Annotated in this window: 27 protein-coding genes; 11 read left to right on the top strand and 16 right to left on the bottom strand. The window is 66.1% G+C overall.

Translation table 11 applies throughout. The features are described from left to right. Nucleotides 1–122 precede the first annotated feature (122 nt). The 5 genes from trpS to hslV form a co-directional block, all read right to left on the bottom strand. Nucleotides 123–1,175: a tryptophan--tRNA ligase gene (trpS, locus tag ACFQU1_RS01820; RefSeq protein ID WP_378128632.1), complete on the bottom strand. Its 1,053-nt coding sequence runs from the start codon at nt 1,173–1,175 to the stop codon at nt 123–125. A 130-nt stretch (nt 1,176–1,305) separates the two neighbouring features. Then, nucleotides 1,306–2,853 carry a murein biosynthesis integral membrane protein MurJ gene (murJ, locus tag ACFQU1_RS01815; protein ID WP_378128630.1) on the bottom strand — a complete coding sequence of 516 codons (1,548 nt, stop codon included), beginning with the start codon at nt 2,851–2,853 and terminating at the stop codon, nt 1,306–1,308. 503 nt (nt 2,854–3,356) lie between these two features. Beyond that, complete coding sequence (gene hslU, locus ACFQU1_RS01810) at nt 3,357–4,673, bottom strand: ATP-dependent protease ATPase subunit HslU (protein WP_378128628.1); 1,317 nt, start codon at nt 4,671–4,673, stop codon at nt 3,357–3,359. Next, nucleotides 4,670–5,767 (bottom strand): hypothetical protein, encoded by a 1,098-nt coding sequence (locus ACFQU1_RS01805; protein ID WP_378128626.1) that lies wholly within the window; start codon nt 5,765–5,767, stop codon nt 4,670–4,672. Before ACFQU1_RS01805 ends, hslU begins: the two co-directional genes overlap by 4 nt. Further along, nucleotides 5,764–6,354, bottom strand: a complete 591-nt coding sequence (hslV, locus tag ACFQU1_RS01800; protein WP_378128624.1) for an ATP-dependent protease subunit HslV — start codon at nt 6,352–6,354, stop codon at nt 5,764–5,766. The genes ACFQU1_RS01805 and hslV overlap by 4 nt, the downstream gene beginning before the upstream one ends. Before the next feature lie 215 nt (nt 6,355–6,569). Here hslV and hisB point away from each other — a divergent pair, with 215 nt between their 5' ends. From hisB to coaA, 7 genes are read left to right on the top strand one after another with little or no spacing between them, the layout of a single operon-like run. Further along, nucleotides 6,570–7,157: an imidazoleglycerol-phosphate dehydratase HisB gene (gene hisB / locus ACFQU1_RS01795; RefSeq protein WP_378128622.1), complete on the top strand. Its 588-nt coding sequence runs from the start codon at nt 6,570–6,572 to the stop codon at nt 7,155–7,157. Between the two features lie 10 nt (nt 7,158–7,167). Continuing rightward, the gene (locus ACFQU1_RS01790; RefSeq protein WP_378128620.1) at nt 7,168–7,728 is read left to right on the top strand and encodes a DUF2628 domain-containing protein; all 561 of its coding nucleotides are present in this window, start codon (nt 7,168–7,170) and stop codon (nt 7,726–7,728) included. Beyond that, a complete protein-coding gene (hisH, locus tag ACFQU1_RS01785) occupies nt 7,725–8,375 on the top strand; it encodes an imidazole glycerol phosphate synthase subunit HisH (protein WP_378128618.1) in 651 nt (216 codons plus the stop codon). Before ACFQU1_RS01790 ends, hisH begins: the two co-directional genes overlap by 4 nt. Then, nucleotides 8,372–9,121: a 1-(5-phosphoribosyl)-5-[(5-phosphoribosylamino)methylideneamino]imidazole-4-carboxamide isomerase gene (gene hisA, locus ACFQU1_RS01780; protein ID WP_378128616.1), complete on the top strand. Its 750-nt coding sequence runs from the start codon at nt 8,372–8,374 to the stop codon at nt 9,119–9,121. Before hisH ends, hisA begins: the two co-directional genes overlap by 4 nt. A 9-nt stretch (nt 9,122–9,130) precedes the next feature. Then, nucleotides 9,131–9,937: an imidazole glycerol phosphate synthase subunit HisF gene (gene hisF, locus ACFQU1_RS01775; RefSeq protein ID WP_378128614.1), complete on the top strand. Its 807-nt coding sequence runs from the start codon at nt 9,131–9,133 to the stop codon at nt 9,935–9,937. Nucleotides 9,938–9,989: 52 nt separating this feature from the next. Beyond that, nucleotides 9,990–10,313: a phosphoribosyl-ATP diphosphatase gene (locus tag ACFQU1_RS01770; protein ID WP_378129717.1), complete on the top strand. Its 324-nt coding sequence runs from the start codon at nt 9,990–9,992 to the stop codon at nt 10,311–10,313. A 23-nt stretch (nt 10,314–10,336) separates the two neighbouring features. Beyond that, on the top strand, nt 10,337–11,308 hold the full coding sequence (coaA, locus tag ACFQU1_RS01765; protein ID WP_378128612.1) for a type I pantothenate kinase: 972 nt from the start codon (nt 10,337–10,339) through the stop codon (nt 11,306–11,308). 218 nt (nt 11,309–11,526) lie between these two features. Here the strand turns inward: coaA and ACFQU1_RS01760 are convergent, their stop codons facing one another. The 5 genes from ACFQU1_RS01760 to ACFQU1_RS01740 all read right to left on the bottom strand — a co-directional run bounded on the left by ACFQU1_RS01760 (nt 11,527) and on the right by ACFQU1_RS01740 (nt 15,530). After that, a complete protein-coding gene (locus ACFQU1_RS01760; protein ID WP_378128610.1) occupies nt 11,527–12,525 on the bottom strand; it encodes an adenosine kinase in 999 nt (332 codons plus the stop codon). A 76-nt stretch (nt 12,526–12,601) separates the two neighbouring features. Next, nucleotides 12,602–12,976: a helix-turn-helix domain-containing protein gene (locus ACFQU1_RS01755; RefSeq protein ID WP_378128608.1), complete on the bottom strand. Its 375-nt coding sequence runs from the start codon at nt 12,974–12,976 to the stop codon at nt 12,602–12,604. Further along, nucleotides 12,973–13,566, bottom strand: a complete 594-nt coding sequence (locus ACFQU1_RS01750) for a Smr/MutS family protein (protein ID WP_378128606.1) — start codon at nt 13,564–13,566, stop codon at nt 12,973–12,975. The genes ACFQU1_RS01755 and ACFQU1_RS01750 overlap by 4 nt, the downstream gene beginning before the upstream one ends. Further along, complete coding sequence (locus ACFQU1_RS01745) at nt 13,563–14,780, bottom strand: murein transglycosylase A (protein ID WP_378128604.1); 1,218 nt, start codon at nt 14,778–14,780, stop codon at nt 13,563–13,565. Before ACFQU1_RS01745 ends, ACFQU1_RS01750 begins: the two co-directional genes overlap by 4 nt. 21 nt (nt 14,781–14,801) lie before the next feature. Continuing rightward, a complete protein-coding gene (locus ACFQU1_RS01740; protein WP_378128602.1) occupies nt 14,802–15,530 on the bottom strand; it encodes a Tim44/TimA family putative adaptor protein in 729 nt (242 codons plus the stop codon). Nucleotides 15,531–15,892: 362 nt separating this feature from the next. Between ACFQU1_RS01740 and secB the strand changes: the two genes are divergently transcribed. Beyond that, the gene (gene secB / locus ACFQU1_RS01735) at nt 15,893–16,381 is read left to right on the top strand and encodes a protein-export chaperone SecB (RefSeq protein ID WP_378128600.1); all 489 of its coding nucleotides are present in this window, start codon (nt 15,893–15,895) and stop codon (nt 16,379–16,381) included. Here secB and dnaQ read toward each other — a convergent pair. The 5 genes from dnaQ to ACFQU1_RS01710 all read right to left on the bottom strand — a co-directional run bounded on the left by dnaQ (nt 16,366) and on the right by ACFQU1_RS01710 (nt 20,112). Next, the gene (gene dnaQ / locus ACFQU1_RS01730) at nt 16,366–17,100 is read right to left on the bottom strand and encodes a DNA polymerase III subunit epsilon (RefSeq protein ID WP_378128598.1); all 735 of its coding nucleotides are present in this window, start codon (nt 17,098–17,100) and stop codon (nt 16,366–16,368) included. The genes secB and dnaQ overlap by 16 nt on opposite strands. After that, on the bottom strand, nt 17,100–17,708 hold the full coding sequence (gene coaE, locus ACFQU1_RS01725) for a dephospho-CoA kinase (RefSeq protein ID WP_378128596.1): 609 nt from the start codon (nt 17,706–17,708) through the stop codon (nt 17,100–17,102). The genes dnaQ and coaE overlap by 1 nt, the downstream gene beginning before the upstream one ends. A gap of 6 nt (nt 17,709–17,714) precedes the next feature. Next, the gene (locus ACFQU1_RS01720) at nt 17,715–18,581 is read right to left on the bottom strand and encodes a shikimate dehydrogenase (protein ID WP_378128594.1); all 867 of its coding nucleotides are present in this window, start codon (nt 18,579–18,581) and stop codon (nt 17,715–17,717) included. 80 nt (nt 18,582–18,661) lie between these two features. Further along, the gene (locus ACFQU1_RS01715; RefSeq protein ID WP_378128592.1) at nt 18,662–19,285 is read right to left on the bottom strand and encodes a Maf family protein; all 624 of its coding nucleotides are present in this window, start codon (nt 19,283–19,285) and stop codon (nt 18,662–18,664) included. Next, the gene (locus ACFQU1_RS01710) at nt 19,282–20,112 is read right to left on the bottom strand and encodes a pyruvate, water dikinase regulatory protein (RefSeq protein ID WP_378128590.1); all 831 of its coding nucleotides are present in this window, start codon (nt 20,110–20,112) and stop codon (nt 19,282–19,284) included. Before ACFQU1_RS01710 ends, ACFQU1_RS01715 begins: the two co-directional genes overlap by 4 nt. A 426-nt stretch (nt 20,113–20,538) precedes the next feature. Between ACFQU1_RS01710 and hemE the strand changes: the two genes are divergently transcribed. From hemE to rho, 3 genes are all read left to right on the top strand, one after another. Next, nucleotides 20,539–21,606 carry a uroporphyrinogen decarboxylase gene (gene hemE, locus ACFQU1_RS01705; RefSeq protein ID WP_378128588.1) on the top strand — a complete coding sequence of 356 codons (1,068 nt, stop codon included), beginning with the start codon at nt 20,539–20,541 and terminating at the stop codon, nt 21,604–21,606. Between the two features lie 2 nt (nt 21,607–21,608). After that, the gene (hemJ, locus tag ACFQU1_RS01700) at nt 21,609–22,031 is read left to right on the top strand and encodes a protoporphyrinogen oxidase HemJ (RefSeq protein ID WP_378128586.1); all 423 of its coding nucleotides are present in this window, start codon (nt 21,609–21,611) and stop codon (nt 22,029–22,031) included. Between the two features lie 201 nt (nt 22,032–22,232). Then, nucleotides 22,233–23,498 (top strand): transcription termination factor Rho, encoded by a 1,266-nt coding sequence (rho, locus tag ACFQU1_RS01695; protein ID WP_378128584.1) that lies wholly within the window; start codon nt 22,233–22,235, stop codon nt 23,496–23,498. 106 nt (nt 23,499–23,604) lie between these two features. Here rho and ACFQU1_RS01690 read toward each other — a convergent pair whose 3' ends face one another. After that, nucleotides 23,605–25,626, bottom strand: a complete 2,022-nt coding sequence (locus ACFQU1_RS01690) for a thioredoxin domain-containing protein (protein ID WP_378128581.1) — start codon at nt 25,624–25,626, stop codon at nt 23,605–23,607. Nucleotides 25,627–25,736: the final 110 nt, after the last annotated feature.

Genomic DNA, 25,736 nt, shown 5'->3' with positions numbered 1-25,736 from the left:
CGCGCGGCGGAAGGGGCAATAAAGATATAAAGAAGTCTTTATGTGAGACTGACGAGTCCGACTTTGGTCATCCCGGACAGCGGCTTCGCCGCTTCCGGGATGTCTCCAAGGGAACGGCCGTTTCACCCCCGCCTGACGAAGCCGGTGATGTCCTTCACCGCATCCATGACCGGCCGGGCGATCGCGCGCGCGCGATCGGCGCCATCGCTCAGGACGGCGTCGATATGGGCGGGATCGTCGACCAGGCGCTTCATCTCGGCGCCGAGCGGCCCGAGCCGGTCGACGGCGAGATCGATGAGCGCTGCCTTGAAGACCGAGAACTGCCCGCCGCCGAATTCGCGCAGCACGTCGGTCCGCGACACACCTTTGAGCGCCGCGAAGATGCCGACGAGATTGTCGGCCTCGGGCCGGCCCTCCAGCCCCTTCTCCTCGGAGGGCAGGGGCTCGGGGTCGGTCTTCGCCTTACGGATCTTCTGGGCGATGGTGTCGGCATCGTCGGTGAGATTGATGCGCGAATTGTCGGACGGATCCGACTTCGACATCTTCTTGGTGCCGTCGCGCAGGCTCATGATACGCATGGCCGGCCCTTGAATCAGCGGCTCGGCGAGCGGGAAGAAGGCCTCGCCGAAACCGCAGGCGGCGATCGATTCCGCGAAGTCATTGTTGAACTTCTGGGCGACGTCGCGCGTGAGCTCCAGATGCTGCTTCTGGTCCTCGCCGACGGGCACATGGGTTGCCCGATAGACGAGAATGTCGGCCGCCATCAGCGTCGGATAGGAATATAAACCCACCGAGGCGTTCTCGCGATCCTTGCCGGCCTTTTCCTTGAACTGCGTCATGCGGTTGAGCCAGCCGATGCGCGCGATGCAGTTGCAGATCCAGGCGAGCTCGGCATGTTCCGACACCTGACTCTGGTTGAAGACGATGTGGCGCTTGGGATCGATGCCGGCGGCGAGAAAAGCGGCGGTGACTTCGCGGATCTGGCGCTTGAGCTCCTGGGGGCCACCCCAAACGGACGGCGGCATCGTGATCGCGTGCATGTCCACGACGCAATAAATGCAGTCGTATTTCTCCTGCAGCGGCACGAAGCGCGCAATCGCGCCGAGATAATTGCCGAGATGCAGGTTTCCCGTCGGCTGGACGCCCGAGAAGACGCGTTCCTTGAAGGCCGCCATGGTGGCTCCGTATGGCTCTTCGCATAAGAGGGAGGTGCGGAGGAAGGCTCCGGACCAAAATTCGACCATTCCGGTCGGAGCGGCGTTATCGCAATGACCTGCGGCGAGCGCAAGGCCGCGTGCTGTCGCGTCAGGCGGGCTTACGCCAGAGCCGCGGATCGACGGCGCCGAGCAGCCAAGCGGCTGCGCCATAGACGACGACACCACCGAGGCAGATGAGCGCCAACGCGCCCGCCCGGGAAAGAAGCGCCTCGGCGGCGAGCCAGGGGGCGAGCAGGCGGGCGGCGAGCCAGACCGCGAGCCCCATAACGAGTGCCGCGAGGAGGAGGAGCGCGAGCCGGCGCCGTGTCCCGTCGCCCTGGCGGAAGCCGAAGGTGCGCCGCGAGGCGACCTGCAGCACCGCCGCATGAACGACGAGGCCGAGTGTCAGGCCGAGGCCGATGCCGGCGACGCCGATGAGCCGTTGCAGACCCATGGCGGCGAGGCCCGTGACCAGCAAGGCGGCGACGCCGGCGACGAGCGGCACGGTCAAGGCTTCGCGGGCGAAGAAGGGTTGCGCCAACACCTTGGCGGCCGCCGCAGCCGGCAGGCCGAGCGCGAGCATGGCAAGGAGCGCGGCGGTGCCCGCGGCATCGCCCGCGCCGAAGGCGCCGCGCTCGAAGAGGATGCTCGCGATCGGTCCAGCGAGGATGATCAGCGCCACCGCCGCCGGCAAGGCGAGCGTCAGCGCGCCCTCCAGGGCGAGGTTCTGCGCCTTCGCGGCGCCGGCCTGATCGCCCGCCGCGAGCCGCGCCGCGACCTCCGACAGGAAAACGGTGCCGATCGCGACGCCGATGAGCGACAGCGGCAGCTGGGCGACCCGGTCGGCATAATAGAGCCAGGAGACCGCCGAGGCTTCCTGCGAGGCGACCGCCGTCGCGACGAGCACCGCGAGCTGGGTGGCACCGCTCGCCGCCGCAGCGGGCAGGACGAGACGGCCGAGGCGGCGGATCTCGGGCGAAAGCCTTGGCTGGGCAAGGCGGAAGCCGTGAGGCGACCGCAGCAGCGCGAGGGCGACGATGACGAGGTGAAGGAGGCCGGACGCCGTGACGGCGAGCGCGAGCCATAGGCCCTGACGCGCCGCGGCGGCCTTCTCCGGTGTGCCGAGCATCAAGAGCACGACGATGAGGAGCACATTGACGAGAACGGGCGCAATGGCGGCCGCCGCAAACCGCCGCTCGGCGTTGAGCAGCACGCCGATGAGCGAGGCGAGCCCGGCGAGCGCGACGAAGGGAAAGGCGAGGCGCGTGTAGAAAACCGCGAGCGCGAATTTCTCCGGCTCAGTCGCATAGCCGCCGGCGAGAAGAAACACGACGAGCGGCGCGGCGACTTCGACGACGCCGGTGACGGCCAGAAGGACGAGCGTGCCCGCGCCAAGCGCCTGGCCGGCGAAGTCGCGGGCTGCGGCAGGGCCGGCATCGGCGCGGATGCGGCCGTAGAGCGGCACCACGCCGGCATTGAGCCCGCCCTCGTTCAGGATGCGCCGCGCGGTGTTGGGCAGGCGGAAGGCGATGAGAAACGCATCCGCCGCCGGGCCGGCGCCCAGCACGCGCGCGATCATCACGTCGCGCGCAAAGCCGAGAAGGCGCGAGGCGACGGCGGCAAGGCCGACGATGAGGCTGGAGCGGGCGAGGGACATTTCGCCAGGGACTTAGCTTATCCGATCGAAATAAGCAGCAGCCTTGATCCCTCCCCGCAGGGGTAGGGCAATCGCCTGTGAAAGCCTCGTCCCCTCTCCCCGGCGGGGAGAGGGACAGGGTGAGGGGATGACTATTTGAGATGAGAGGGATTTCCCCCTCACCCGGCCGCCTATCGAACTCGGGTTTGCCCGAGTTCGACATTTGAAAGCCGAAGTCGGATCTATCCGACTTCGCTCGGCCGACCTCTCCCCGCCGGGGAGAGGTGAAACGAGCGTCTCGCCGGTTTATGCGATAGCCCTGCCCGCAGGGGGAGGGTCAAGGAAGGGAAGCGGCACAGGCCGGAGATCGAGATACGGCTCGGACAAGAATTCGGGCTTGCCACTCGTACCCCCCTCTCCACCTCTCCCCCACAAGGGGGGAGAGCGAAACCGCGATCACCCGACCCGGATAAAAAACGACCGTCGCGTCCGGGACAAGTGGCAGGAGGAGTCCGCCGCCACTCTCACAAAATAAACCGGCTCAGATCCGCGTTCTTGGCGAGGTCGCCGACACCGTTGCGCACATAGTCCCCGGTGATCGTCACCGTCTCGCCGGAGCGGTCGGGCGCGGTGAAGGAGATATCGTCGAGCACGCGCTCGATGACCGTCTGCAGCCGGCGCGCGCCGATATTCTCGACCGAGGAATTCACGTCGACCGCGACGCGGGCGATCGCATCGATGGAATCGTCGGTGAAGACGAGGCTGACGCCCTCGGTCGCCATCATGGCAACGGCCTGCTTGATGAGGCTCGCCTCGGTCTCGGTGAGGATGCGGCGGAAGTCCGCCTCGTTCAGCGGCGACAGCTCGACGCGGATTGGCAGACGGCCCTGGAGCTCAGGCAGGAGATCCGAGGGCTTGGAGACGTGGAAGGCGCCGGAGGCGATGAAAAGGATATGGTCGGTCTTCACCGAGCCGTGCTTCGTCGAGACCGTCGTGCCCTCGATGAGGGGCAGGAGATCGCGCTGCACGCCCTCGCGCGATACGTCGGCGCCGCCGCGGCCGACTTCGCTGCGCGCGCAGATCTTGTCGATCTCGTCGAGAAAGACGATGCCGTTCTGCTCGACCTCGCGGATCGCCTCCTGGGTGATCTGGTCCTGATCGATGAGCTTGTCGCTTTCCTCGGCAAGGAGTGGCTCATAGGCTTCCTTGACGTTGACGCGGCGCGTCTTGGTGCGCCCGCCGAGCGCCTTGCCGAAGATATCGCCGATCGAGATGGCCCCGACGGAGGCGCCGGGCATGCCGGGCAGGTCGAACATCGGCAGGCCCTGGGCGGGGGCCTGGACCTCGATCTCGATTTCCTTGTCGTCGAGTTCGCCGGCTCTCAGTTTGCGGCGAAAGGCATCGCGCGTGGCCGGGCTCGCATTGGGGCCGACGAGGGCGACGAGCACGCGCTCCTCGGCCGCGAGATGGGCCTTGGCCTCGACATCCTTGCGCTTGGCGGCGCGCACCAGGCCGATGCCGACCTCGACGAGGTCGCGGATGATCTGCTCGACGTCACGGCCGACATAGCCGACCTCGGTGAATTTCGTCGCCTCCACTTTGAGGAAGGGCGCTCCCGCGAGCTTGGCGAGCCGGCGTGACACTTCGGTTTTGCCGCAACCGGTCGGCCCGATCATCAGGATGTTCTTCGGCAGAACCTCCTCGCGCAACGGCCCGGTGAGCTGCTGACGGCGCCAGCGGTTGCGCAGGGCGATCGCCACGGCGCGCTTGGCGTCGTTCTGGCCGACGATATAGCGATCGAGTTCGGAGACGATCTCGCGGGGGGAAAAAAAATCGGTCATGATGCGGTCACGGGATCCGGTAAGCGAAGGGTGATGGGCGCCGGCAGGACGCGCAGCAACAGCCGACGCAGGGGGTGCCAACCGGCGCTGAGCAGGAGGATGAAGGCGCCGAGCGCAAGAAGCGTCGCCGGCATGACGAAATCGGTCGCGCCCGCGGTTCTCAGCAAGGCCACGCAGGCAACCGCCGCATAGATGAGCCCGGAGACAAGCATAGCGCGCCGGTCGATGATGACGGCGATGAGCCCGAGTAGCAGGAAGGCGGCGAGGATGAGGCCCGCGCGGCTGGGGTCGACAGCATCCAACCCGCCACCGATGCCGGCGAAGAGCGGATGCACGATCATAGGCGCGGCGGCGAGATGGAGCCAGAAGGCGATATCGGTTCGGCGGGTGGCACGCGCCCGGTCGGACATATCGAAATACATGGCGAGCGCGAAGACGGCGAGCCCCAGCAGGAAGATCAGGCTCTCTATATACGAGCCGATCACCTCGGGCGCGGCGGCAAGGAGGCCGGCGAAGATCGCCCCGGCCAGCGCGACAACACCCGCGGCCACGGTGATCGGCACGTGGAACCGCCAATAGTGCAGGGCCGTGAGCAGGCTGGTGCCAAGCGCGGCAGCGGCTGCGGCCCAAGGATGCTCGGCCGCATAAGCCAGCGTGTTCTCGAGCGCCGCATCCTCGCCGCGAACGTGGCCCGCAAAGGTGAGCAGGCTGGCAAAGACAGCGCCGGCAAAGACGGCCAAGAGAACGATGCTCGGCAACGCCATCCGGCGGCGGCGTGTGAAGAATTCGGCGAGGAGCCAGGAGGCAACCGCAACGACCGGCCAGGCCGTCAGCTCGGATTGGCCCAGGTTGGCTCCGAAATAGGTCAGGGCAGCGAGAAACAGGCCGAGCCCGAGGGTCACGAAGATGTCTGCGAAGCCGGTGATGAGCCGCAGCTTTTCGTCATCCGGGCTGGTCGGGATCTCACCGGGCGCGTCTTGCGCCGGTAACTCTGCGCCGCCCAATTCCGCCGCCAGCCGGCGCAGGTCCTCGGCCTGGGGGGCGGTCAGAATGCCACGCGTCTGAGCGGCGGAGATCAGGCCTTCATGCGTCATGCGTCTATGCTCTCGATCACGAGATTGCCGTTGGTATAGACGCATATGTCGGCGGCGATGGCCAAAGCGCGGCGCACGATCGCCTCGGCATCGTGATCGCTGTCGGCGAGCGCGCGCGCCGCCGCGAGCGCGAAATTGCCGCCGGAGCCGATCGCCATGATGGAGGCGCCGTCGCGCGCCTCCGGCTCGAGCACATCGCCGGTGCCGGAAAGGAGGAGCCCGACGTCCTTGTCGGCCACCAGCATCATCGCCTCGAGCCGCCTCAAATAGCGGTCGGTCCGCCAGTCCTTGGCGAGTTCGACGCAGGCCCGCATGAGCTGGCCCGGGAACTGCTCGAGCTTGGCTTCCAGGCGTTCGAACAGGGTGAAGGCATCCGCCGTCGCGCCGGCAAAGCCGCCGATCACGGCGCCCTTGGCGAGCCGCCGCACCTTGCGCGCATTGCCCTTGACCACCGTCTGGCCGAGGCTCACCTGGCCATCGCCGCCGATGACGACCCGCCCGTTCTTGCGCACCATCAGGATGGTCGTCGCATGGAACAGTTCGCTCCGACCGGCGTCTTGGCTGTAGCTCGAACCTTGAATGTGCATGGACGCGATCAACCTCATCTTCGGCTTTCTCATGTAAGCCCATTTTCGCCGAGGTCCAGAACCGATCGCCCTTAAGGCTATATGCGAGCGGGTCGGCGGCATCGGCGCTCAGCGGTGGCGCAGCGCCGCGGCTCTTGCTAGAAGCTGCATCGTGCCAGAGCCTTTGGCGCAAGAGGCTTGCTTTGGCGCCAAAGCCTCGGCGAAGGAGAGATGTCATGCGGGCCGCGACCGTCAAACGCCGCACCAGCGAGACCGACGTGCTCGTCGAGATCGACCTCGACGGCTCGGGCAAGGCCGATATCGCGACCGGCGTCGGCTTCTTCGATCATATGCTCGAACTTTTCGCGCGCCACAGCCTGTTCGACCTCAGGGTCGCGGTGACCGGCGATCTTCACGTCGACCAGCACCACACGGTGGAGGACACGGGGATCGCGCTTGGCCAAGCCTTCGTCGAGGCGCTCGGCGAAAAGCGCGGCATCTGCCGCTACGCCAGCACCGACCTGCCCATGGACGAGACGCTGACGCGCGTCGTCGTCGACATCTCCGGCCGGCCCTTCCTCGTGTTCCGCACCACCCTGCCGCATGCCAAGATCGGCGCGTTCGACAGCGAGCTCGTGCGCGAATGGTTCCAGGCTTTCGCCATGAATGCGCGGCTGACGCTGCATGTCGAGACTTTCTACGGCGACAACGGGCACCATATAGCGGAGAGCTGCTTCAAAGGGTTGGCCCGTGCCTTGCGTGCCGCGGTCAGTATCGATGCCCGCGAAGGCGAGCGCATCCCCTCGACGAAGGGCGCGTTGTAGGAGCGAGGTCATGGCTGTCTATACGCTGCATGTCCCGGCGGGGAGCGTGCCGGGCGATCCCGCGGCGCTCGACGAGGCCGTGCTCGTGCGCGACGGCTTTTCCTGGGGCGCTTTCATCTTTCAGGTCCTGTGGTGCCTCTACCGCCGGCTGTGGCTCGCGGCCCTCGTGCTCCTCGTCCTGACCGTCGGGACCGATCTGCTCATGAATTGGGCAGGGCTGCCCGCATGGGCAGTGGTCTCGGTCTCGCTCGTCATCGTCATCCTCTTCGCGCTGGAAGCCAATGACCTCAGACGCCGAAAGCTCGAACGGCAGGGCATGATGCTCGCCGGGGTCGTCGTTGCGAGCAACAAGATCGAAGCCGAGGCCCGCGCCTTTGCGCTCTGGCTCGCCAGCCGGACATCGGGTGCCGGGATGCCCGGCCCCAATTACGCCGGCCCGGCCCAGCCCCCACCGAAACGGCCGGAAGCCCCGCGTGGCTCCGAACCAATGCGCGGTTCGCAGGCGAATAGTTCGCCGGGAGGCGGTTCGCCGGTTCTTGGGCTCTTCCCCGAACCCGAGGGCGCGCGATGACGACCGCCATCGTCGATTACGGTTCCGGCAATCTGCATTCCGCCCATAAGGCCGTCGAGCGCGCCGCGCGCGAGGCGGGCCTTGCCACGACCATCACCGTCACGGCCGATCCGGAACTGGTGGCCGGGGCGGAGCGCATCATCCTTCCCGGCGTCGGCGCCTTCGCAGATTGCCGCCGCGGCCTCGATGCCGTGCCCGGGATGGTCGAGGCGCTGGAGGCAGCGGTGCATCGCCGCGGCGTGCCCTTCCTCGGCATCTGCGTCGGCATGCAACTCATGGCCACGCGCGGCCTGGAATATGAGACGACACCCGGCCTCGACTGGATCGGCGGCGATGTCCGCCTGATCGAGCCGAAGGAGCCCGGCCTCAAGATCCCGCATATGGGCTGGAACACCTTGCTGACCGCGCGCGCCCACCCCCTCCTCGACGGCATTCCCACGGGTCCGGAGGGTCTGCACGCCTATTTCGTGCATTCCTATGCGCTCGATGTCCGTGATCGGGCGGATCTCGTCGCCGAGACGGATTACGGCGGCGTGCTCACCGCCATCGTCGCCCGCGGCAATGTCGCGGGCACCCAGTTCCATCCCGAGAAGAGCCAGGCGCTCGGGCTCGCTCTCATCGCCAATTTCTTGAGGTGGCGGCCGTGATTCTCTTTCCCGCCATCGATTTGAAGGACGGCCGCTGCGTGCGGCTCGTCCAGGGCGACATGGACCAGGCGACGGTCTTCAACGACGATCCCGCCGCGCAGGCGGCGATCTTCGCCGATCAGGGCTTTTCCTGGCTGCATGTCGTCGATCTCGACGGCGCCTTTGCCGGCCGGCCGATGAATGCCGATGCGGTCGAGGATATCCTGGCGCGTACCGCCATGCCGCTGCAGCTCGGCGGCGGCATTCGCGACATGAAGACCGTCGACGGCTGGATCGCCCGCGGCGTCGCCCGCGTCGTCATCGGCACGGCGGCCGTGCGCGACCCCGACTTCGTGCGCGAGGCAGCGCGGGTGCATCCGGGGCGTATCGCCGTCGGGATCGATGCACGCGACGGGCGTGTCGCCGTGGAAGGCTGGGCACGGCTGTCGGAGATCACGGCGGAGGAGCTCGGCCGGCGCTACGAGGATGCCGGCGTCGCTGCCCTCATCTATACCGACATCACCCGCGACGGCATCCTCAAGGGCCTCAATATCGAGGCGACGCTCCGGCTGGCGAAAGCCGTGGCGATCCCGGTGATCGCCTCGGGAGGGCTCGCCTCCATCGAGGACGTGAAACGGCTGCTCGAACCGGACTGCGCGATCCTGGAGGGCGCGATCTCCGGCCGCGCGCTCTATGACGGGCGCCTCGATCCGGCGGAGGCCATTGCGCTGATCAAGGCTGCCGCCGCCCTGCCGGCCGGGCAATAGGAGCAAGAGGTGCTCAAAACCCGTGTCATCCCCTGCCTCGACGTCAAGGACGGCCGCGTCGTCAAGGGCGTGCGCTTCGTCGATCTGCGCGATGCCGGCGATCCCGTCGCCGCCGCCATCGCCTATGACGCGGCCGGTGCCGATGAATTGTGCTTCCTCGACATCACCGCGAGCCATGAGGATCGCGGGATCCTGCTCGACGTCGTGAAACGCACCGCCGAGGCCTGTTTCATGCCGCTCACCGTCGGTGGCGGCGTGCGCACCATCGAGGATATCCGCACCCTTCTCCTTGCCGGCGCCGACAAGGTCTCGATCATGACGGCGGCGGTGAAGAACCGCGAGTTCGTGCGCCAGGCTGCAGAAAAATTCGGCGACCAGTGCATCGTCGTCGCCATCGACGCCAAAAAGGTTTCCGCGCCCGAAGAACCCGACCGCTGGGAGGTCTTCACCCATGGCGGGCGCCAGGCGACGGGCCTCGATGCCCTGGCCTATGCGCAGGAGGTCGCGGAGCTCGGCGCCGGCGAACTGCTCGTCACCTCCATGGACCGCGACGGGACCCACGAGGGCTATGACCTCGCGCTCGTCCGGGCCATCGCTGACAAGGTGCGCGTACCGGTGGTCGCCTCAGGCGGGGTCGGCAATCTCGATCACCTCGTCGCCGGCGTGCAGGACGGACATGCGAGCGCCGTGCTGGCCGCGTCGATTTTCCATTTCGGCGATTATAGTATAAGCGAGGCCAAGGCTTACATGGCCGGTGCCGGCTTGGCGATGCGGCTCGACCCTGCCCGGCAGGACGTCGCGCATCAGGATGGCTGATCAACCCGACGGCCAAGCTGCCGCTCAGGGCAAGGTTTCGGACCCGCTGGCCATGACCGACACGTTCACGCTCGACGATCTCGCGGCCATCGTGGCGCAACGCGCCAAGGCGAGCCCCGAGGAATCCTATACCGCCAAGCTCATGGCGAGCCGGCCCGAAGGCCCCGCCAAGAAGCTCGGCGAGGAAGCGGTGGAGACGGTCATCGCGGCCATGGCGGGCGATCGCCGGGCGCTGACGAGCGAGGCCGCCGATCTGCTCTACCATCTCCTCGTCGTGCTCGAAGCCGGCGACGTCGCGATCGGCGACGTGCTGGCCGAGCTTCAACGCCGTACCGCCCAATCGGGGCTCGCCGAAAAGGCCCAACGCCGCCGCTGAGCCGCGCGGGACGGGATACGAGAATGGATGAACGGGTCAATCTTCCGCAGCTCGAAGACGAGCTTTCGCCCTACCGCATCTTCTCGCGGGCGGAATGGGCAGCGCTGCGCGCCGACACGCCGCTCACGCTGAGCGCCGAGGAGGTGCTGCGGCTGCAGTCGCTCAACGACATCATCTCGCTCACGGAAGTGTCCGAGATCTATCTGCCGCTGTCGCGCCTGCTCTCGCTCTATGTGGCGGCGACGCAGGGGCTCTTCCGCGCTACGCAGCGCTTCCTGCTGGCCGACGAGAACGGCAAGGTGCCCTATATCATCGGCATCGCCGGCTCGGTCGCTGCCGGCAAGTCAACCACGGCGCGCGTGCTGGAGGCGCTGCTCGCCCGCTGGCCGAACACGCCGAAGGTCGACCTCATCACCACCGACGGCTTTCTCCTGCCGAATGTCGAACTCGAGCGGCTCGGGCTGATGAACCGCAAGGGCTTTCCCGAAAGCTACGACATCCAGGCGCTCCTGCGCTTCCTGACGGAGATCAAGGCCGGCAAGCGCAATGTCGAAGCGCCAGTCTACTCGCATCTCGTCTACGACGTCATGCCCGGCGAGACGGTGGTGATCGATCGGCCGGACATCCTCATCGTCGAGGGGCTCAATGTGCTGCAGCCGGCACGCTTGCCGCGCGACGGCACAGCCATCCCCTTCGTGTCCGATTTCTTCGATTTTTCGATCTATGTGGATGCCGACGAGCGCCACCTGCACGAGTGGTATGTGAGCCGCTTCCGGCGGCTGCGCGAAACGGCCTTCCGCGATCCGAAGTCCTATTTCGCGAAATATGCCGTGGTCTCGCTGGAAGAGGCGATGGCGACCGCCGAAAATCTCTGGCGCGGCATCAATCTCGTCAATTTGCGCGAAAACATCCTGCCGACGCGCCAGCGCGCCAGCCTCATCCTGCGCAAGGGCGACAGCCATCGCATCGAGGAAGTGGCGCTCCGGCGGCTGTAGGTATGATCGATGGCCGCTTGCACCTCTCCCCGATGGGGAGAGGTCGGCTGCGAAGCAGCCGGGTGAGGGGATCTGTCTGCCGCTTCAAGGGGTTATCCCCCTCACCCTGTCCCTCTCCCCGCCTGGGAGAGGGGATGACCCGCACAGATGATGCCCACAGCCCCGTATTCGAGCGATGAGAGCAGGTAGGCGCCCCCTTAAGCGAAGCGCCTAACACCTCACACCGGCAGCCCGTTGTCCTCGGCGAGCCGGCGCAAGTTCTGCTCCGGCCGCGCGCCGAGATGCTGGATGACCTCCGCGGCCGCGAGGCTGCCGTGGTGGGCGCAGGTTCGCAGATCGAAATCCCGTGCAAGCCCGAAGAGGAAGCCGGCGGCGAAGAGATCGCCGGCGCCGGTTGTGTCCACGAGCTTCTCGATCGGGGCTGCAGGCACCGCCACCGTCTCCTCGCGCGTGACCGCCACGACGCCCTTCTCCGAGCGGGTGACGACGCCGAGCAGGCTCTCCTCGCGCAGATAGCCGACCGCTTCTTCGAAATTCGGCGTCTGATAGAGGCTCAGCAACTCGTGCTCGTTGGCAAAGACGATATCGACGGCGCCCGTGCGCATGAGGCCCAGGAATTCCTCGCGATAGCGATCGACGCAGAAGGGATCGGACAAAGTGATCGCGACGCGGCTGCCGGCGCTGTGGGCGAGCCGCGCCGCCTTGACGAAGGCCTCTTTGGCGGCCGGCGGATCCCACAGATAGCCTTCGAGATAGACGATGGAGGAGGCGGCCACCATCTCGGCATCGATATCCGCGGGCGACAGGTCCTGGCTCGCGCCGAGATAGGTATTCATGGTGCGCTCGCCATCCGGCGTCACCAGGATGAAGCAGCGGGCCGTCGCCGGGCCGTCAGCGGCGGGCATGGTCGTAAAATCGACGCCGAGCGCCCGGATGTCATGGGCGAAGAGCTCGCCGAGCTCGTCCGCTTTCACCTTGCCGATCAGCGCGGCCGACCCGCCCAGAGAGGCGAGCCCGGCAATCGTGTTGCAGGCGGAGCCGCCGGAGACCACCGTCACCGGCCCCATGGCCGCGTAGAGCGCTTCCGCCCGTGCCTCGTCGATGAGGGTCATCGACCCCTTGCGCAGGGCGTGGGTAACGAGAAAATCGTCATCCGTGCGGGCAAGGAGATCGACGATGGCATTGCCGATCCCCAGCACGTCATAGCGGCGCGTCATTGACTAGTCCTTTCGAGCTTCCCGGTCGCGACTAAACATCGGCGAAGGATGGGGTCAAGCCACGGAGGCCGTTGGATCAAGGTCGGGACTGACGGGCCTCGACTTCGTCGAGAATGGCGAGGAGCCGCGCGAGATCGTCCTCGCGCAGGCTGTCGATCGCGCGGGCGAGCCGATTCGCGAGAAATGTCGCCTCGGGTGGCAGGCCGGACGTGTCGATGACGACGCGCGGGTGCGAAAGATCCGCGAGCCGCAGCAGCTCGTCCGCATCGTCCCAGATGATGTTGAAGTGCTGCAGAATGGCCTGCATCATCGCCCAGGTGGGACGTCCGCGCCGGCCGTGCTCCAGGGCGGACAGATAGGCGCTGGAGACGCCGAGCGCCTCGGCCATGTCCTTCAGCGTCATGCCGCGCTCCCGGCGAAGGGCGCGCATGCGGGCGCCGAAGGGCGTCACGATCGCGCCTCGCGCCGGCGCCGCAGCCGAACATAGAGGGCGCCGGCGCCACCATGTTCGCGGCCCGCCTCGCCATAACCGAGGACGACCGAGCGGAGATCCGCGGCTGCGAGCCACTGCGGCACGACGCGGCGCAGAATGCCGCGCTCGGCAAAGAGATCGCCGGCACCGGCTTCGAACCGGGCGCCGCCCTTGCCGGTGATGATCACGACCAGCCGCAGATCGGCGCGCTGAGCCCGCTGCAGGAAGCCGACAAGGGAGGCATGGGCCTCCGACTGGCGCATGCCGTGCAGATCGAGTGAGGCTTCGACCGGCTCGGTACCACGCCGCAGCTTCAGGCGCTGCCGCCGGTCGAGCGGCGCCAATGGCGCGAGCTTCGGCGCGACCGGCTTGGCCGGGGCTTTCGTTGATCGGGTCGCGACGGCTTTTGCGGGCGGCGTGCCAACAGGCTCCGGCTCCGGCACGGGGGCCGGTGCAGCCGGCGGATCGGCGGGCTCGTCCCGTCCGGAGAGCGGCTTGACGTTTCGCGTCACATGGCGCCAGAGCGCGACCTCTTCGGGATCGAGCAGGCGGCCACGCCGGCGCCTCATCGCTCGCTGCCCGCCGCGGCAGGCTCCTTGGCGTCAGGCTCCTTGGGCAATTCCTTGGGCAAGAGGACGACGAAGCTGCCGGCATGGCGGAAAAGTCCGGCCCGTTCGCCGGCCGCCGGCCCCATGCCGACGAAGATATCGGCGCGGGCGGGTCCGCGGATGGCGGAGCCCGTATCCTGGGCGATCATCAGGCGACGGAAGGGCTCGTCAGCGCCCGCACCCGGCAAGCTGGCGTTGATCCAGAACGGCAGGCCATAGGGCCAGAGCGTGCGATCGATCGCCAGGCTTCGCCCCGGCACGAGCTGCACGGAGGATCCGCCGAGCGGGCCTTTCGCGGGGTCGAGCTCGGTTGCCGGTCGAAAGAAAATATAGGACCCGTTTTCGCGCATCAGCCGGCGGGCGTCAGCCGGGTTGGCCCGCAGCCAGGCGATGAGCTGCGGCGCGGTCAGCTGCGCGGGAGGGAGCCCCGTTTGCTGCGCCACCAGGCGGCCGAGCGAGCGATAGGGGCGGCCGTTCTTGCCCGCGTAGGCGAACCGCAGCACCTGTCCGTTGCCGAGCCGTACCCGCACCGAGCCCTGCACATGGGCGAAATAGGCATCGACCGGATCGAGCCAGGCGAGCGGCTTGGCGGCCGAGCCCAGCGCGCCGTCCTCGATCGCCGCGCGGTCGGGATAGGGTTCGAGACCGCGCGGGCCGCGCCGGGCGCCCGAGAGCGCCGGGTCGAGGCCCGCCACCTGCTCACCCGGTTGAAGGGTGACGAGGTCGTCGGGCCGGGCGAGAAGGGGGGTGGTGTATGTCGCATCAGGCGTCAGGCGCCCGCGATACTCCGGCTCGAAATAGCCGGTGAGGAAGCCTTCGCCGTCGGCGGGCAGCACGCGAAAGGCCGTGAAATTGTCCTCGAAGAAGCGGCGGGTGGCGGTGCGGCCCTTCGGCGGATCTGCAAGGGCAGCCCGGCAGATCGCGGCCAATCCCCGCGCCGCGGCCAGGGCCGGCCGGGGCGGAGGCTCTGCCCGGTCCATGGCCGTGCAGGAGCGCAGGAAAGTGGCGAAGGCGGCCGCATGATCGTCTTGCCTCCAGCCAGGAAGCGTGGAGTAGGACACAGGCTCGAGACGTGCGCCGCCGACTGCGGAAGGAACCTCAGCCTGAACGGGCGAGGCCGTCATCACAATCGCGAGACAGGAGATGAGCCGACCGAGAACGCGTGGACGAAGCATCTCCCGCACCGTCCTCGCCCATCATTGCGCGGCTTCGGTCGCGACGAGCTGCCAGTTGGGATCGCGGCTGCCGAGCGTGCGGGCGAAGGTCCAGACGTCGGTGACATCGACCACCGTATCGGCGCTGCCGTCCACCACCTTGCCGGTGGCGTCGCGCGTGGCGGTGATCAGCTTCGACTGGAAACGCACGGTCGCCTGCGCAACGCGGCCTTTCAGGTCGACATTGAGGAGATCGGCACCGTCGATGGACACGAAAGTCGTCTCGACCTTCTCGCCGCGCTTCTCACGCTCGGTAATCGCCCGGTCGAAGCCGTCGAAGACCTCCTTGGCAAGAAGGGTCTTGAGCGTCTTTCGGTCCCCCTGCGCGAAGGACACGACGATCATCTCATAGGCCATCTTGGAGCCGTTCAGGAATTCGGCCGGATCAAACGCCGGTTCGGCGCGCACCAGCGCGTCGAGGCTCGCCGCCAGCGGCGTTCCCGGTTCGGCGATGCCCTGCCAGCGTTCACCGCTCGGCTCGGGTACCGCCGCCCCGCCGGCATCGTTGGCCGCACCCGGCAGGCGCACGATGTTATCGCCGTTGCTGCTCGCATTGGGCGCCGGCTTCATCGGCGGCTCGCGCCGGGCAAACGGATCCTGCGGCGGCCGTTCGCTCCCTGTGCGCTGGCCGAGAACAGACCGCAAGCGCCAGATGACGAAGACCGCAAGCGCGAGAAAGACGATGGTGGTTACGTCGAAACTGTCTTGCATGGCTCTCAGTCGTCTCGCGCTCCACCCCTTGCGTCAAGCCCCGCCGGCCGTAGAGCGGTCACGAGGTAGGCCCTTTCGGACGCCGTCATGTAGATATGGGGGCTTGCGCTCGTAACATCCACTGTCTTTGCAAACAAGCCACGGTCGATCGATCGCTTTGTCCCACATGTCCCCGCGCAGCGCCTTGTCGGGGCCTGGCTTCCATGATAGCCCCCCGCATTCGGAGCCGATAATGCGCTGCAGGGGCTCCGACGGTTCTTTTGCGAAAAGCCCCGGCGGGCTGTTTTTGCAGAGGCCAGCCCGGCGAGCGGACGCTTTTCGGGGCCCCTTTTTTTCATACCGAGATCCCGAGGACCAAGATCATGGCCGACACTTTCACCAACGGCGGTGGCGCCGAGCAGACCGCTCCGTCGCTCAATGCTCTGGCGCAATATATCAAGGATCTCTCCTTCGAGAATCCCAACGCGCCGCGGTCGCTTACGCCGCAGCAGCAGGGCCCGGAGATCTCCATCCAGGTCAATGTCGGCGCCAACCAGCTCGCCGAGACGGATTTCGAGGTCGATCTCACCTTGGAAGGCAAGGCGAGCATCGGCGAGAACGTGCTGTTCGTCTTCGAGCTCATCTATGGCGGCGTTTTCCGCCTGCGCAACATCCCGGCCGAGCATCTGCATCCGACGGTGATGATCGAGTGCCCGCGGCTGCTTTTCCCCTTCGCCCGGCAGATCGTGGCCGATTGCGTGCGCAGCGGCGGTTTTCCCCCGCTCTTCATCGATCCGATCGACTTCGCCGCGCTCTATCGCCAGAAGCTGGCGGACCTGCAGCAGCAGGAACAGCCTCAGGCAGAAGCCTGAGCAACAGCCTCTGTTTCGGGCTCGCCATAGCGATTCCACAAGGCGGCGGCACCAAGGCCCGCCACGAAGGCACGATGGGCGTCGCGCTCGGCTTCGGTCAAGCGCGACGGTAGCGGGGCGGGGCGGGGCGTCGCGCGCTCGATCTCGCCATTCCTGAGATTGGCCGCGCGGCCAAGGCCCACCACGGCGAGGCCGAGATCCGCCTGCCGGCCGCCGATGAGCTCGAGATAAACGTCGGCCAGGATTTCCGCATCGAGCAACGCGCCGTGTTTGGTGCGACGCGAATTGTCGATGCCGTACCGGGCGCAAAGCGCATCGAGATTGTTCTGGGCACCCGGGTGTTTGCGCCGCGCCATGGTGAGCGTGTCGATGACACTGGCCGGCGGGATCGGCGGGTAAGCGAGCCGGCGCAGTTCCGCATCGAGGAAGCCGATGTCGAATGATGCGTTGTGGATGACCAGCCTGGCGCCGGCGATGAATTCCAGGAACTCCGCCGCAATCGCCGCGAACAGCGGCTTGTCGGCAAGAAATTCGTCGGACAGGCCGTGGACGGCAAAAGCTGCCGGCGCAACCGGATATTGCGGGTTGATATAGACGTGGAAATTGCGGCCGGTCGGCAGGTGGTTGATCAGTTCGACGCCGCCGATCTCGACGATCCGGTCACCGGTCGCGTGATCGAGGCCCGTCGTTTCCGTGTCGAGGACAATTTCCCGGAGCATCAACAACCCTTCAGACGACTCGCTTCCTGCCTCACCTTAGCGATGATCGCGGCAACCTGAGCCTGGGCATGCTCCAGACCGCTGCCGGTGTCCACAACGAAATCGGCGCGGCGGCGCTTCTCGGCGTCCGGCAGCTGTTTCACGTGAATCATCTCGAAGCGTTCGGGGGTCATGCCGGGCCGCGCCAGGACGCGGGCATGCTGGACTTCCGGCGGCGCGCTCACGACGACGACCGCATCGCAGTCGCGCTCCGCGCCCGTCTCGTAAAGCAGCGGGATATCGAGCAGGACCAGCGGCTCTCCCGTCCGGTGCGCCTCGGCGACGAAGGCTTCGCGGTCCGCCCTGACGAGCGGGTGGACGATGGCCTCGAGGCGCGCGAGGCGTTCGGGATCACCCAGCACCACCGCGCCGAGCTTGGCGCGATCGACGGCACCGCCCGCGGTCGTGCCGGGAAAGGCTTTCTCGATGAGCGGTACGGCCGCTCCGCGATAGAGCCGGTGCACGGCCTCGTCGGCATCATGCACGGGAATGCCTTGCGCCCGGAACATGCCGGCGGTCGTCGACTTGCCCATGCCGATCGAACCCGTGAGGCCGAGAACGAAGGTCATGGCAAGTCACGCGCGCGGATGATGGCGCAGGACGTCGCCTTCGATCAGCGTCCGCAGCGCCGGTGTAACCCGCGGCCTGATGCCGAACCACCGCTCGAAGGCCGGCACGGCTTGATGAAGCAGCATGCCGAGCCCATCGACCACAAGAAGTCCGCGCGCCCGTGCCGCGGCGATCAGGTCGGTTTCGAGCGGCACATAGACGATGTCATTGACCACCGCGGTCATCGGCAGCTTGGATATATCGACCACGAGCGGGTCCTGGCCGTGCATGCCGAGCGAGGTCGCATTGACCAGAAGCTTTACCTCGCCGAGGTGAATGTCGAGCTCCGACCACGGCACCGCTTCGAGCCGCTGCTCCGGCGAGACCTCGCGTGCCGCGAGTGCTTGGGCGCGGGCGAAATTGCGGTTGGCGATGATGATGCGCTCGACCCGGCGCGTGAGCAGCGCATGCACCACGGCCTTTGCCGCGCCGCCCGCGCCGAGCACCATCGCGACTTGCGTGCGCGCCTCCCAGCCCGGGGCTACCTCGTCGAGATTGCCCAGAAAACCTGCAACGTCGGTATTGTCGCCGCACAGCCGGTTGGTCTCGTCGAACCAGAGCGTGTTGACCGCTCCGAGCACGCTGGCCGTATCGGTCAGGGCCGCCACCTGGCCGGCGACGGCCTCCTTGTGGGGCACGGTGACATTGGCGCCGACATAGCCCCTCTCAGTGAGGCCCGTCACGAAGGCCGCGAGATCGGCGGGCGGCACGTCGACCTTCTCATAGGCGCCGGCGAGGCCGTTTTCTCTCAGCCAATGACCGTGGATCAGGGGGGAGCGGGAATGACCGATGGGATGGCCGATGACGCAGGCTTTCGGCAGGGCGGCTGACATCGATCCACTCCTCGGGCACGACGCGTTGCGATCGAAGCGACCAAATGCATGAAACGCGACCGAAGCCAATAGCCCTCGCGTCAGGCAGCTAGATAGCCTTCCCGACGCAGGGCTTCGAGCACGGGAAGGAGCGGCAGGCCGAGAATCGTGAAATGGTCTCCCTCGATTCGCGCGAAGAGCTGGATGCCGATGCCCTCCAGCTGATATCCACCGACGCTGTGCAAGACCGCGTCACCGGCAGCTGCGAGATAGCGCGCGATAAAGGCATCGTCCATCGCCCGCATGGTGAGCGCCGCCGACTGACACACGTCGAAAACGATCGCGCCGTCGCGGGCGAGCGCGGCGGCGGAATGCAGGTGATGGGTGCGGCCCGCAAGCCGGGCGAGCTGGTCGTGGGCGGCAGCCCGATCCTTGGTCTTCGTGAAGGCCGAATCGCCGCAGGCCAGCGTCTGGTCGCCGCCGAGGACGAGACGTCCGGGATGGCGCATGCTGACGGCAAGCGCCTTGGCCCGGGCGAGATGAAGGGCGATCTCCGCCGTCGACGTGCCGGAGGCGCGCAGCGGCCCTTCCACGGCCCGCTCGTCGACACCCGGATCCTCCGCTTCGATCGGTATGCCCGCCGCTTCCACGAGCGCACGGCGGGTGGCGCTCGTCGAGGCGAGCAGGAGCGGTTCGGCCGACAGCCACAAGGGCGATACGGTCATAGGGCGATGAACTTCAGACGATGATCGCGGAATAGTTCGATGATCGCCGCGGCCGTTTCCTCGATCGACCGGCGGGTGACGTCGATAATCGGCCAGCCCTGCCGTGCGCAGAGCCTGCGCGACTGGGCGACCTCCTCGGCGACCGCATCGCGGTCGACATAGGCGGAGTCCTCCTCGGCTCGCAGGCTCAGGAGCCGATTGCGACGGATCTCCACGATGCGCTCCGGCGTCGCGATGAGACCGACGATGAGCGGCTTGCGCGCTTGGAGCAATTGCGGCGGGGGAGGCACGCCGGGCACGAGCGGAACATTGGCCGTCTTGATGCCGCGGTTGGCGAGATAGATGCTGGTCGGCGTCTTGGACGTGCGGCTGACGCCGGTCAGGATGACATCGGCGGTGTCGATCTCCTCGACCATCTGCCCGTCGTCATGCAGCAGGGTGAAATTCATCGCGTCGATGCGCTTGAAATAATCCGCATTGAGCGTGTGTTGTGCACCCGGCCGGGCCATAGAGGCCATGCCCAGATAGGACTGGAAGAGCCGCATCACCGGATCGAGAACGAAGAGGCAGGGCGAGCTCGAGGCAGCGCAAGCCACTTCCAGCATCTCCGCCAGATCCGGCTCGACGAGGGTGTAGAGCACGATCCCAGGGGTGACGTCGATCTCGGCGATCACCCGCTCGAGCTGCGCCTTGGAGCGCACGAGCGGGTAGACATGCTCGATGGCGGAAATCCCCTCATATTGAGCCGCTGCCGCCCGGCTGACCGCAATGAGCGTCTCACCCGTCGAATCCGATACGAGATGGAGATGGAAATAATTGCGGCTCAAGATCTGTCCCGAAGGTTGGCGCAGCCGTCGGCCGGGCGAGGCCATATGCCGGATGACGGCCATGTATGGACGGTTGACGACTGTGGAGAAAGCCTCGACCTCCGTGGACCGGCGTCAGACACTGTGCCGTGAGACCCGCAAGTGATCAACAGGCGTGACATTGTGGGTGAGGACCACACACCTTTGCGGAGGGTCATGGGGACAAAGGGCGGAGGAATTCTGCGCGCATGGTTAAGGAACCATAAAGATTAACGGTTTCTTAACACCTGTGACGGTGCAAGGGTGCGGCCTTGCGAGCCCTTCGCGGCAGGCCATCCCTCTGGCAATTTGGGGACGAGCTGTGGACGGCCTTGGACCGCTCCAATAGGCCCCCCTAATAGAAACAACAGAGTCTAGAATCAGAATCTTATTGATAAGAGAGAAGGGGTGATCTTGGTTCCTCGCGCTTCGCCCAAAGATGGCACTTTCCTGAAGACGCTGGCAGGCGAACGCTCGAACCCGCCCCCGCTGTGGCTGATGCGCCAGGCAGGGCGCTATCTGCCGGAATACCGCGACCTGCGGGCCAAGGCCGGATCCTTTCTCGACCTCTGCTACGCGCCGCGGCTCGCCGCCGAGGTGACCTTGCAGCCGATCCGCCGCTTCGGCTTCGATGCGGCGATCCTGTTCAGCGACATCCTCGTGGTGCCGCATGGGCTGGGCCAGACGCTTTGGTTTGCGGAGGGCGAGGGCCCGCGACTGACGCCCGTCACCACGCCGGCAGATTTTGCGCGGCTCAGCGAATCCTTCGATCCGGCGAAACTCGGGGCGGTGCTGGAGACCGTGGAGAGGGTTCGCACGGCCCTGCCACCCGAGACTGCGCTCATCGGCTTCTGTGGCGCGCCCTGGACGGTTGCGACCTATATGATCGCCGGCCGGGGCACGCCGGACCAGGCGCCGGCGCTGGCGCTCGCCGCAAGCGACCTGGCCCTTTTCCAGTTGATCATCGACAGGCTGGTGAAGGTCTCGACCGATTATCTCGTGGCGCAGCTCGAGGCCGGCGCCGATGCGGTGCAGATCTTCGACAGCTGGGCCGGCGCTTTGACGAGCGACGAGGCGCTCTATCGTCGCTGGTGCCTCGACCCGATCCGGCGTATGACCGAGGGCGTGCGGCGCGCCGTACCCCGGGCGCGAATCATCGGCTTTCCAAAGGGAAGCGGCCGGTTCTATTCCCTCTTTGCAGCGGAAGCCGGGGTCGATGCGGTGGGGCTCGATCAGCATCTTGCGCTTGACGAGGCGCGTGCGCTGCAGGCCTCCCGTCCCGTACAAGGCAATCTCGATCCGAAGGTTCTCCTGGCCGGCGGCGAGGCACTGGACCACGCTGTGGATATGATTCTGGCGGCCTTGAGCACCGGGCCGCATATCTTCAATCTCGGTCACGGTATCCTGCCGCAGACGCCGATCGCTCATGTCGAGCAGCTCGTCGGCCGGGTCCGGGGCACGCATGGAGCGGGCTGAGCATGTATGAGTGGATCAAGGCCTTTCACGTCATCTTCGTCATCTCGTGGATGGCCGGCATGCTCTATCTGCCCCGTCTCTACGTCTATCACGTGGATGCGCTGGCCGGATCGGACCGGTCCGAGACGTTCAAGGTCATGGAGCGGCGCCTTCTCAGGGGCATCATGACGCCGGCGATGATCCTGACCTGGCTGTCGGGTCTCTACATCGCCTATTCCGGCGGTTGGTTCACGTCCGGCTGGCTGCACGGCAAGCTCGCCCTGGTCGTGATCATGTCGGGCATTCACGGCTTTCTCGCCGGAGAATGGCGCAAGCTGAGCGCGGACAAACGCCCACGGTCGGCGCGTTTTTATCGTATTCTGAATGAGATTCCGGCTCTGCTCATGGTTGGAATCGTCATTCTTGTGATTGTCAAACCTCTGTGAGGCGCCCCGGGGGGCTTGAGGCCGGGACGAAAAAGCGTTAATGAGGGGCACCTTCCCTAAAACAGGTTGGCCCGCGACGTTCTGACTTCCGTCGCCTTTGCTTGGTAGCTCGTTCTTCCTAGCTGCCCCTTCCTGTCCCAGTCCCCATCAATTCCAGGCCGCCGTTCCGAGGCAAGCCCCTTGAATATTGAGAGAGTCTCCATGCGGGAGATCAAGCTTCAGGACCTCAAGTCCAAGACGCCAACCGAACTCTTGACCTCAGCCGAGGAACTGGAGGTCGAGAACGCCAGCATCATGCGCAAGCAGGAGCTGATGTTCGCGATACTGAAGCAACTCGCAGCCCGTGAAATCGAGATCATCGGCGAAGGCGTCGTCGAGGTGCTGCAGGACGGCTTCGGCTTCTTGCGCTCGTCCGATTCCAACTATCTGCCCGGGCCGGATGATATCTATATCTCGCCCTCGCAGATCCGCCGCTTCGGTCTGAGGACCGGCGACACGGTCGAGGGACCGATTCGCGGACCGAAGGAAGGCGAGCGCTATTTCGCGTTGCTCAAGGTCAATACGATCAATTTCGAAGACCCGGAGAAAATCCGGCACAAGGTTCATTTCGACAATCTGACGCCGCTCTATCCCGACGAGCGCCTCAGGCTCGAGATCGAAGATCCGACAAAGAAGGATTATTCGGCGCGGATCATCGACATCGTCGCACCGATCGGCAAGGGGCAGCGCGGTCTCATCGTTGCGCCGCCGCGGACCGGCAAGACGGTTCTCCTGCAGAACATCGCCCAGTCGATCACGACGAATCATCCGGAATGCTATCTTCTCGTGCTGCTCATCGACGAGCGGCCGGAGGAAGTCACGGACATGCAGCGCTCCGTGAAGGGCGAGGTCATCTCGTCGACCTTCGACGAGCCGGCGGCGCGTCACGTGCAGGTGGCGGAGATGGTGATCGAGAAGGCCAAGCGCCTCGTCGAGCACGGCCGCGACGTCGTGATCCTGCTCGATTCGATCACGCGCCTGGGACGTGCCTACAACACGGTCGTGCCGTCATCCGGCAAGGTGCTGACCGGCGGCGTCGATGCCAATGCCCTGCAGCGGCCGAAGCGCTTCTTCGGCGCGGCGCGCAATATCGAGGAAGGTGGATCGCTGACGATCATCGCGACCGCCCTGATCGATACCGGCAGCCGCATGGACGAAGTGATCTTCGAAGAGTTCAAGGGCACGGGCAACTCGGAAATCATCCTCGACCGCAAGGTCTCGGACAAGCGCGTCTTCCCTGCCCTCGACATCACGCGCTCGGGCACACGTAAGGAAGAGCTGCTGGTGCCGGCCGACATCCTCAAGAAGATGTATGTGCTGCGCCGCATCCTCAATCCGATGGGGACCGTCGACGCCATCGAGTTCCTGCTCGATAAGCTGCGTCAGACCAAGGGCAATTCCGACTTCTTCGACTCGATGAATACCTGAGCGGCAACGCGCCGGCGGGAGCGTTTGGCGCGAAGTGGATCCCGGTTCGCGTAACCGCGGATCCGGGGCTTTTCTCGCGAATTTGGGCAACGGCGAAAAGCCGGCGCTAGCCGCCGTTTCCTGCGGGCTTTGTTTTGGCGGTCAGGGCGGCGACCCGGGCCTGCAGTTCGGCCGGATCGGTCAGGGGCAGAGAACAGTGGTCGCCGACACAAACAAAGGCGGCCCCTTCGCCCGCTGAAGCGATCTGCGCGGCAGCCGGATGATCTTCGGGCAAGCTTGTGCCGGGCGGCAACTCGGCCAGCGTTCGATTCGGATAAGGAATGGTCCGTGCGGCCGCCATAAGTGCTGCCCGCTCCTTTCCGGCAACGACGATGCTTGCCCCGTTGAGACGCAGATCGAGCGCATTCAAGATCGTGCCATGGGCGAAGGGCGCTTCGCGCGCCCGGCCGGCAAGGGTCGCGAGGACCTTGTCCACGTCTTCGCGGTGAGTCCCTGGAAGTTCTGCGAGCCGAACCAGGGCTTCGGCATGCAATCCATTGGCATTGGGCACGGCGTCGTCGTGTGTCGGCTGCGGACGCAGAACGAGGCCGGCGGCGCTGTCGGCGACCATGAACAGAACAGCCGATTCGTCCGCGAAATGGTCCTGCAGCACCTTCGTCCAGTGGAGGGCGTCCTCCAGATAGCCGGCTTCACCGGTTGCCTCGAGCAGCGCCAAGGCGGCGATCGCCATGGCCGCGTGATCGCTGGCAAAGCCCGGGACGAGAAGCCGTCCGTCGCGCCAGCTGTGACCGAGCAGGCCATCCCGGCTCATCGATTCACGCACGAAACGATAGGCGCTCTTTGCAGGCTCGAGCCAGTCGGGACGGTTCATCATGAGGCTCGCCCGGGCCAGGCCGCCGATCATCAATCCGTTCCAGTCGGCCAGAATCTTGTCATCGCGCCCAGGCTGCGGCCGGCCTTGCCGGACGGCGAGTAGCTTTTGCCGCGCAGCCGCGAGCTTCCTTCGGGTCGCATCGTCAGTCTCGGGGGCCTGTCGGCGATTGAGGATGATATGGCCTTCCCAATTGCCTTCGGGTGTGACGTCGTAATGGGCCGAGAACAAGGCGCTGTCCGGCCCGAGGATGTGGTCGATCTCCGCCTTGGACCAGACGTAGGTCAGTCCCTCCTCACCCTCCGTGTCGGCGTCGAGGCTCGCCGCGAAAGCGCCCTCCGGCATCGCCATGTCGCGCAGCAGCCAGGTGACGATGCCCTCGGCGGCCTCGCTGAACACGTCTTGGCCCGTCCGAACAGCGGCCAGTGCGTAAAGGGGCAGAAGCTGGGCGTTGTCATAGAGCATCTTTTCGAAATGCGGCACGAGCCAGATCTCGTCGACCGAATAGCGAGAAAAGCCACCACCCAGATGGTCGTGAATGCCGCCGCGCGCCATCTGCTCCAAGGTGAGATAGACGAGCGCTTCGGCGCGCGAGTCGGCCTGCGCGACGCCGTGGCGCCAAAGCAGTTCCATCAACGGAGCGTTCGGGAATTTCGGAGCGCCCTTGAGCCCTCCATTGACAGGATCGAAGGCACGGGCAAGCGCCTGGCCCACCTGATCGAGCCATTCCCGGCCCAGCGAGGCGTCAGGCGCGGCGCGAACTTCGGCGCGCAGATGCGTGAGAAGCGCCTGGCGGTTATGGGCGACACGGCCGGGCTCTTCCTGGACCAGCCGCGCGATCTCGCGCAGCAGAGTCACGAAGGGAGGCCGGCCGAAGCGCGCCTCTTTCGGGAAATAAGTGCCACCCCAGAAAGGCTCGCCCTCCGGCGTCAGGAACATGGTCAGCGGCCAGCCGCCCTGTTCTCCGAGCGCCTGCAGCGCCGACATATAGATGTGATCGACGTCGGGGCGTTCCTCGCGATCGACCTTGATATTGACGAAGAGATCGTTCATCACCGCGGCGGTCGCCTCGTCTTCGAAGCTCTCATGGGCCATGACATGGCACCAATGGCAGGCCGCATAGCCGATGGAGAGGAGGATGGGCTTGCCCGTCCGGCGGGCTTCGGCCAAAGCCTCTTCGCCCCAGGGCCACCAGGCGACGGGATTGTCGCGGTGCTGAAGAAGATAGGGACTGGTTGCTCCGCCGAGCCGATTCATGGCGCGATCCGTCAGGGTTGAGGGCAAGTGGAAGTCGCTCACTTAATGTGGCATGCCTCTCGGCTGAAGGCGAATGACGGGAAAAGGTTCCCGACGGTGCAGCATATGTC

Source organism: Chelatococcus sp. GCM10030263 (assembly GCF_042666455.1).
Classification (GTDB): domain Bacteria; phylum Pseudomonadota; class Alphaproteobacteria; order Rhizobiales; family Beijerinckiaceae; genus Chelatococcus.
The sequence above is the reverse complement of the archived record's forward strand: the minus strand, read 5'-3'. Positions and strand labels throughout refer to the sequence as shown.

Excerpts from the sequence above, each read along its gene's own strand:
- coaE (WP_378128596.1), bottom strand. The coding sequence starts at position 17,708 with ATGACCTTCGTTCTCGGCCTCACGGGTTCGATCGGCATGGGCAAGTCG.
- hisB (WP_378128622.1), top strand. The coding sequence starts at position 6,570 with ATGCGGGCCGCGACCGTCAAACGCCGCACCAGCGAGACCGACGTGCTC.
- hslU (WP_378128628.1), bottom strand. The coding sequence starts at position 4,673 with ATGACCGATTTTTTTTCCCCCCGCGAGATCGTCTCCGAACTCGATCGC.
- ACFQU1_RS01715 (WP_378128592.1), bottom strand. The coding sequence starts at position 19,285 with ATGACCGTATCGCCCTTGTGGCTGTCGGCCGAACCGCTCCTGCTCGCC.
- secB (WP_378128600.1), top strand. The coding sequence starts at position 15,893 with ATGGCCGACACTTTCACCAACGGCGGTGGCGCCGAGCAGACCGCTCCG.
- coaA (WP_378128612.1), top strand. The coding sequence starts at position 10,337 with ATGGATGAACGGGTCAATCTTCCGCAGCTCGAAGACGAGCTTTCGCCC.
- ACFQU1_RS01805 (WP_378128626.1), bottom strand. The coding sequence starts at position 5,767 with ATGACGCATGAAGGCCTGATCTCCGCCGCTCAGACGCGTGGCATTCTG.
- dnaQ (WP_378128598.1), bottom strand. The coding sequence starts at position 17,100 with ATGCTCCGGGAAATTGTCCTCGACACGGAAACGACGGGCCTCGATCAC.
- trpS (WP_378128632.1), bottom strand. The coding sequence starts at position 1,175 with ATGGCGGCCTTCAAGGAACGCGTCTTCTCGGGCGTCCAGCCGACGGGA.
- murJ (WP_378128630.1), bottom strand. The coding sequence starts at position 2,853 with ATGTCCCTCGCCCGCTCCAGCCTCATCGTCGGCCTTGCCGCCGTCGCC.
- ACFQU1_RS01745 (WP_378128604.1), bottom strand. The coding sequence starts at position 14,780 with ATGCTTCGTCCACGCGTTCTCGGTCGGCTCATCTCCTGTCTCGCGATT.
- hisH (WP_378128618.1), top strand. The coding sequence starts at position 7,725 with ATGACGACCGCCATCGTCGATTACGGTTCCGGCAATCTGCATTCCGCC.
- ACFQU1_RS01790 (WP_378128620.1), top strand. The coding sequence starts at position 7,168 with ATGGCTGTCTATACGCTGCATGTCCCGGCGGGGAGCGTGCCGGGCGAT.
- ACFQU1_RS01750 (WP_378128606.1), bottom strand. The coding sequence starts at position 13,566 with ATGAGGCGCCGGCGTGGCCGCCTGCTCGATCCCGAAGAGGTCGCGCTC.
- ACFQU1_RS01760 (WP_378128610.1), bottom strand. The coding sequence starts at position 12,525 with ATGACGCGCCGCTATGACGTGCTGGGGATCGGCAATGCCATCGTCGAT.
- rho (WP_378128584.1), top strand. The coding sequence starts at position 22,233 with ATGCGGGAGATCAAGCTTCAGGACCTCAAGTCCAAGACGCCAACCGAA.
- ACFQU1_RS01770 (WP_378129717.1), top strand. The coding sequence starts at position 9,990 with ATGACCGACACGTTCACGCTCGACGATCTCGCGGCCATCGTGGCGCAA.
- ACFQU1_RS01720 (WP_378128594.1), bottom strand. The coding sequence starts at position 18,581 with ATGTCAGCCGCCCTGCCGAAAGCCTGCGTCATCGGCCATCCCATCGGT.
- hemJ (WP_378128586.1), top strand. The coding sequence starts at position 21,609 with ATGTATGAGTGGATCAAGGCCTTTCACGTCATCTTCGTCATCTCGTGG.
- ACFQU1_RS01740 (WP_378128602.1), bottom strand. The coding sequence starts at position 15,530 with ATGCAAGACAGTTTCGACGTAACCACCATCGTCTTTCTCGCGCTTGCG.
- ACFQU1_RS01690 (WP_378128581.1), bottom strand. The coding sequence starts at position 25,626 with ATGAATCGGCTCGGCGGAGCAACCAGTCCCTATCTTCTTCAGCACCGC.
- hslV (WP_378128624.1), bottom strand. The coding sequence starts at position 6,354 with ATGCACATTCAAGGTTCGAGCTACAGCCAAGACGCCGGTCGGAGCGAA.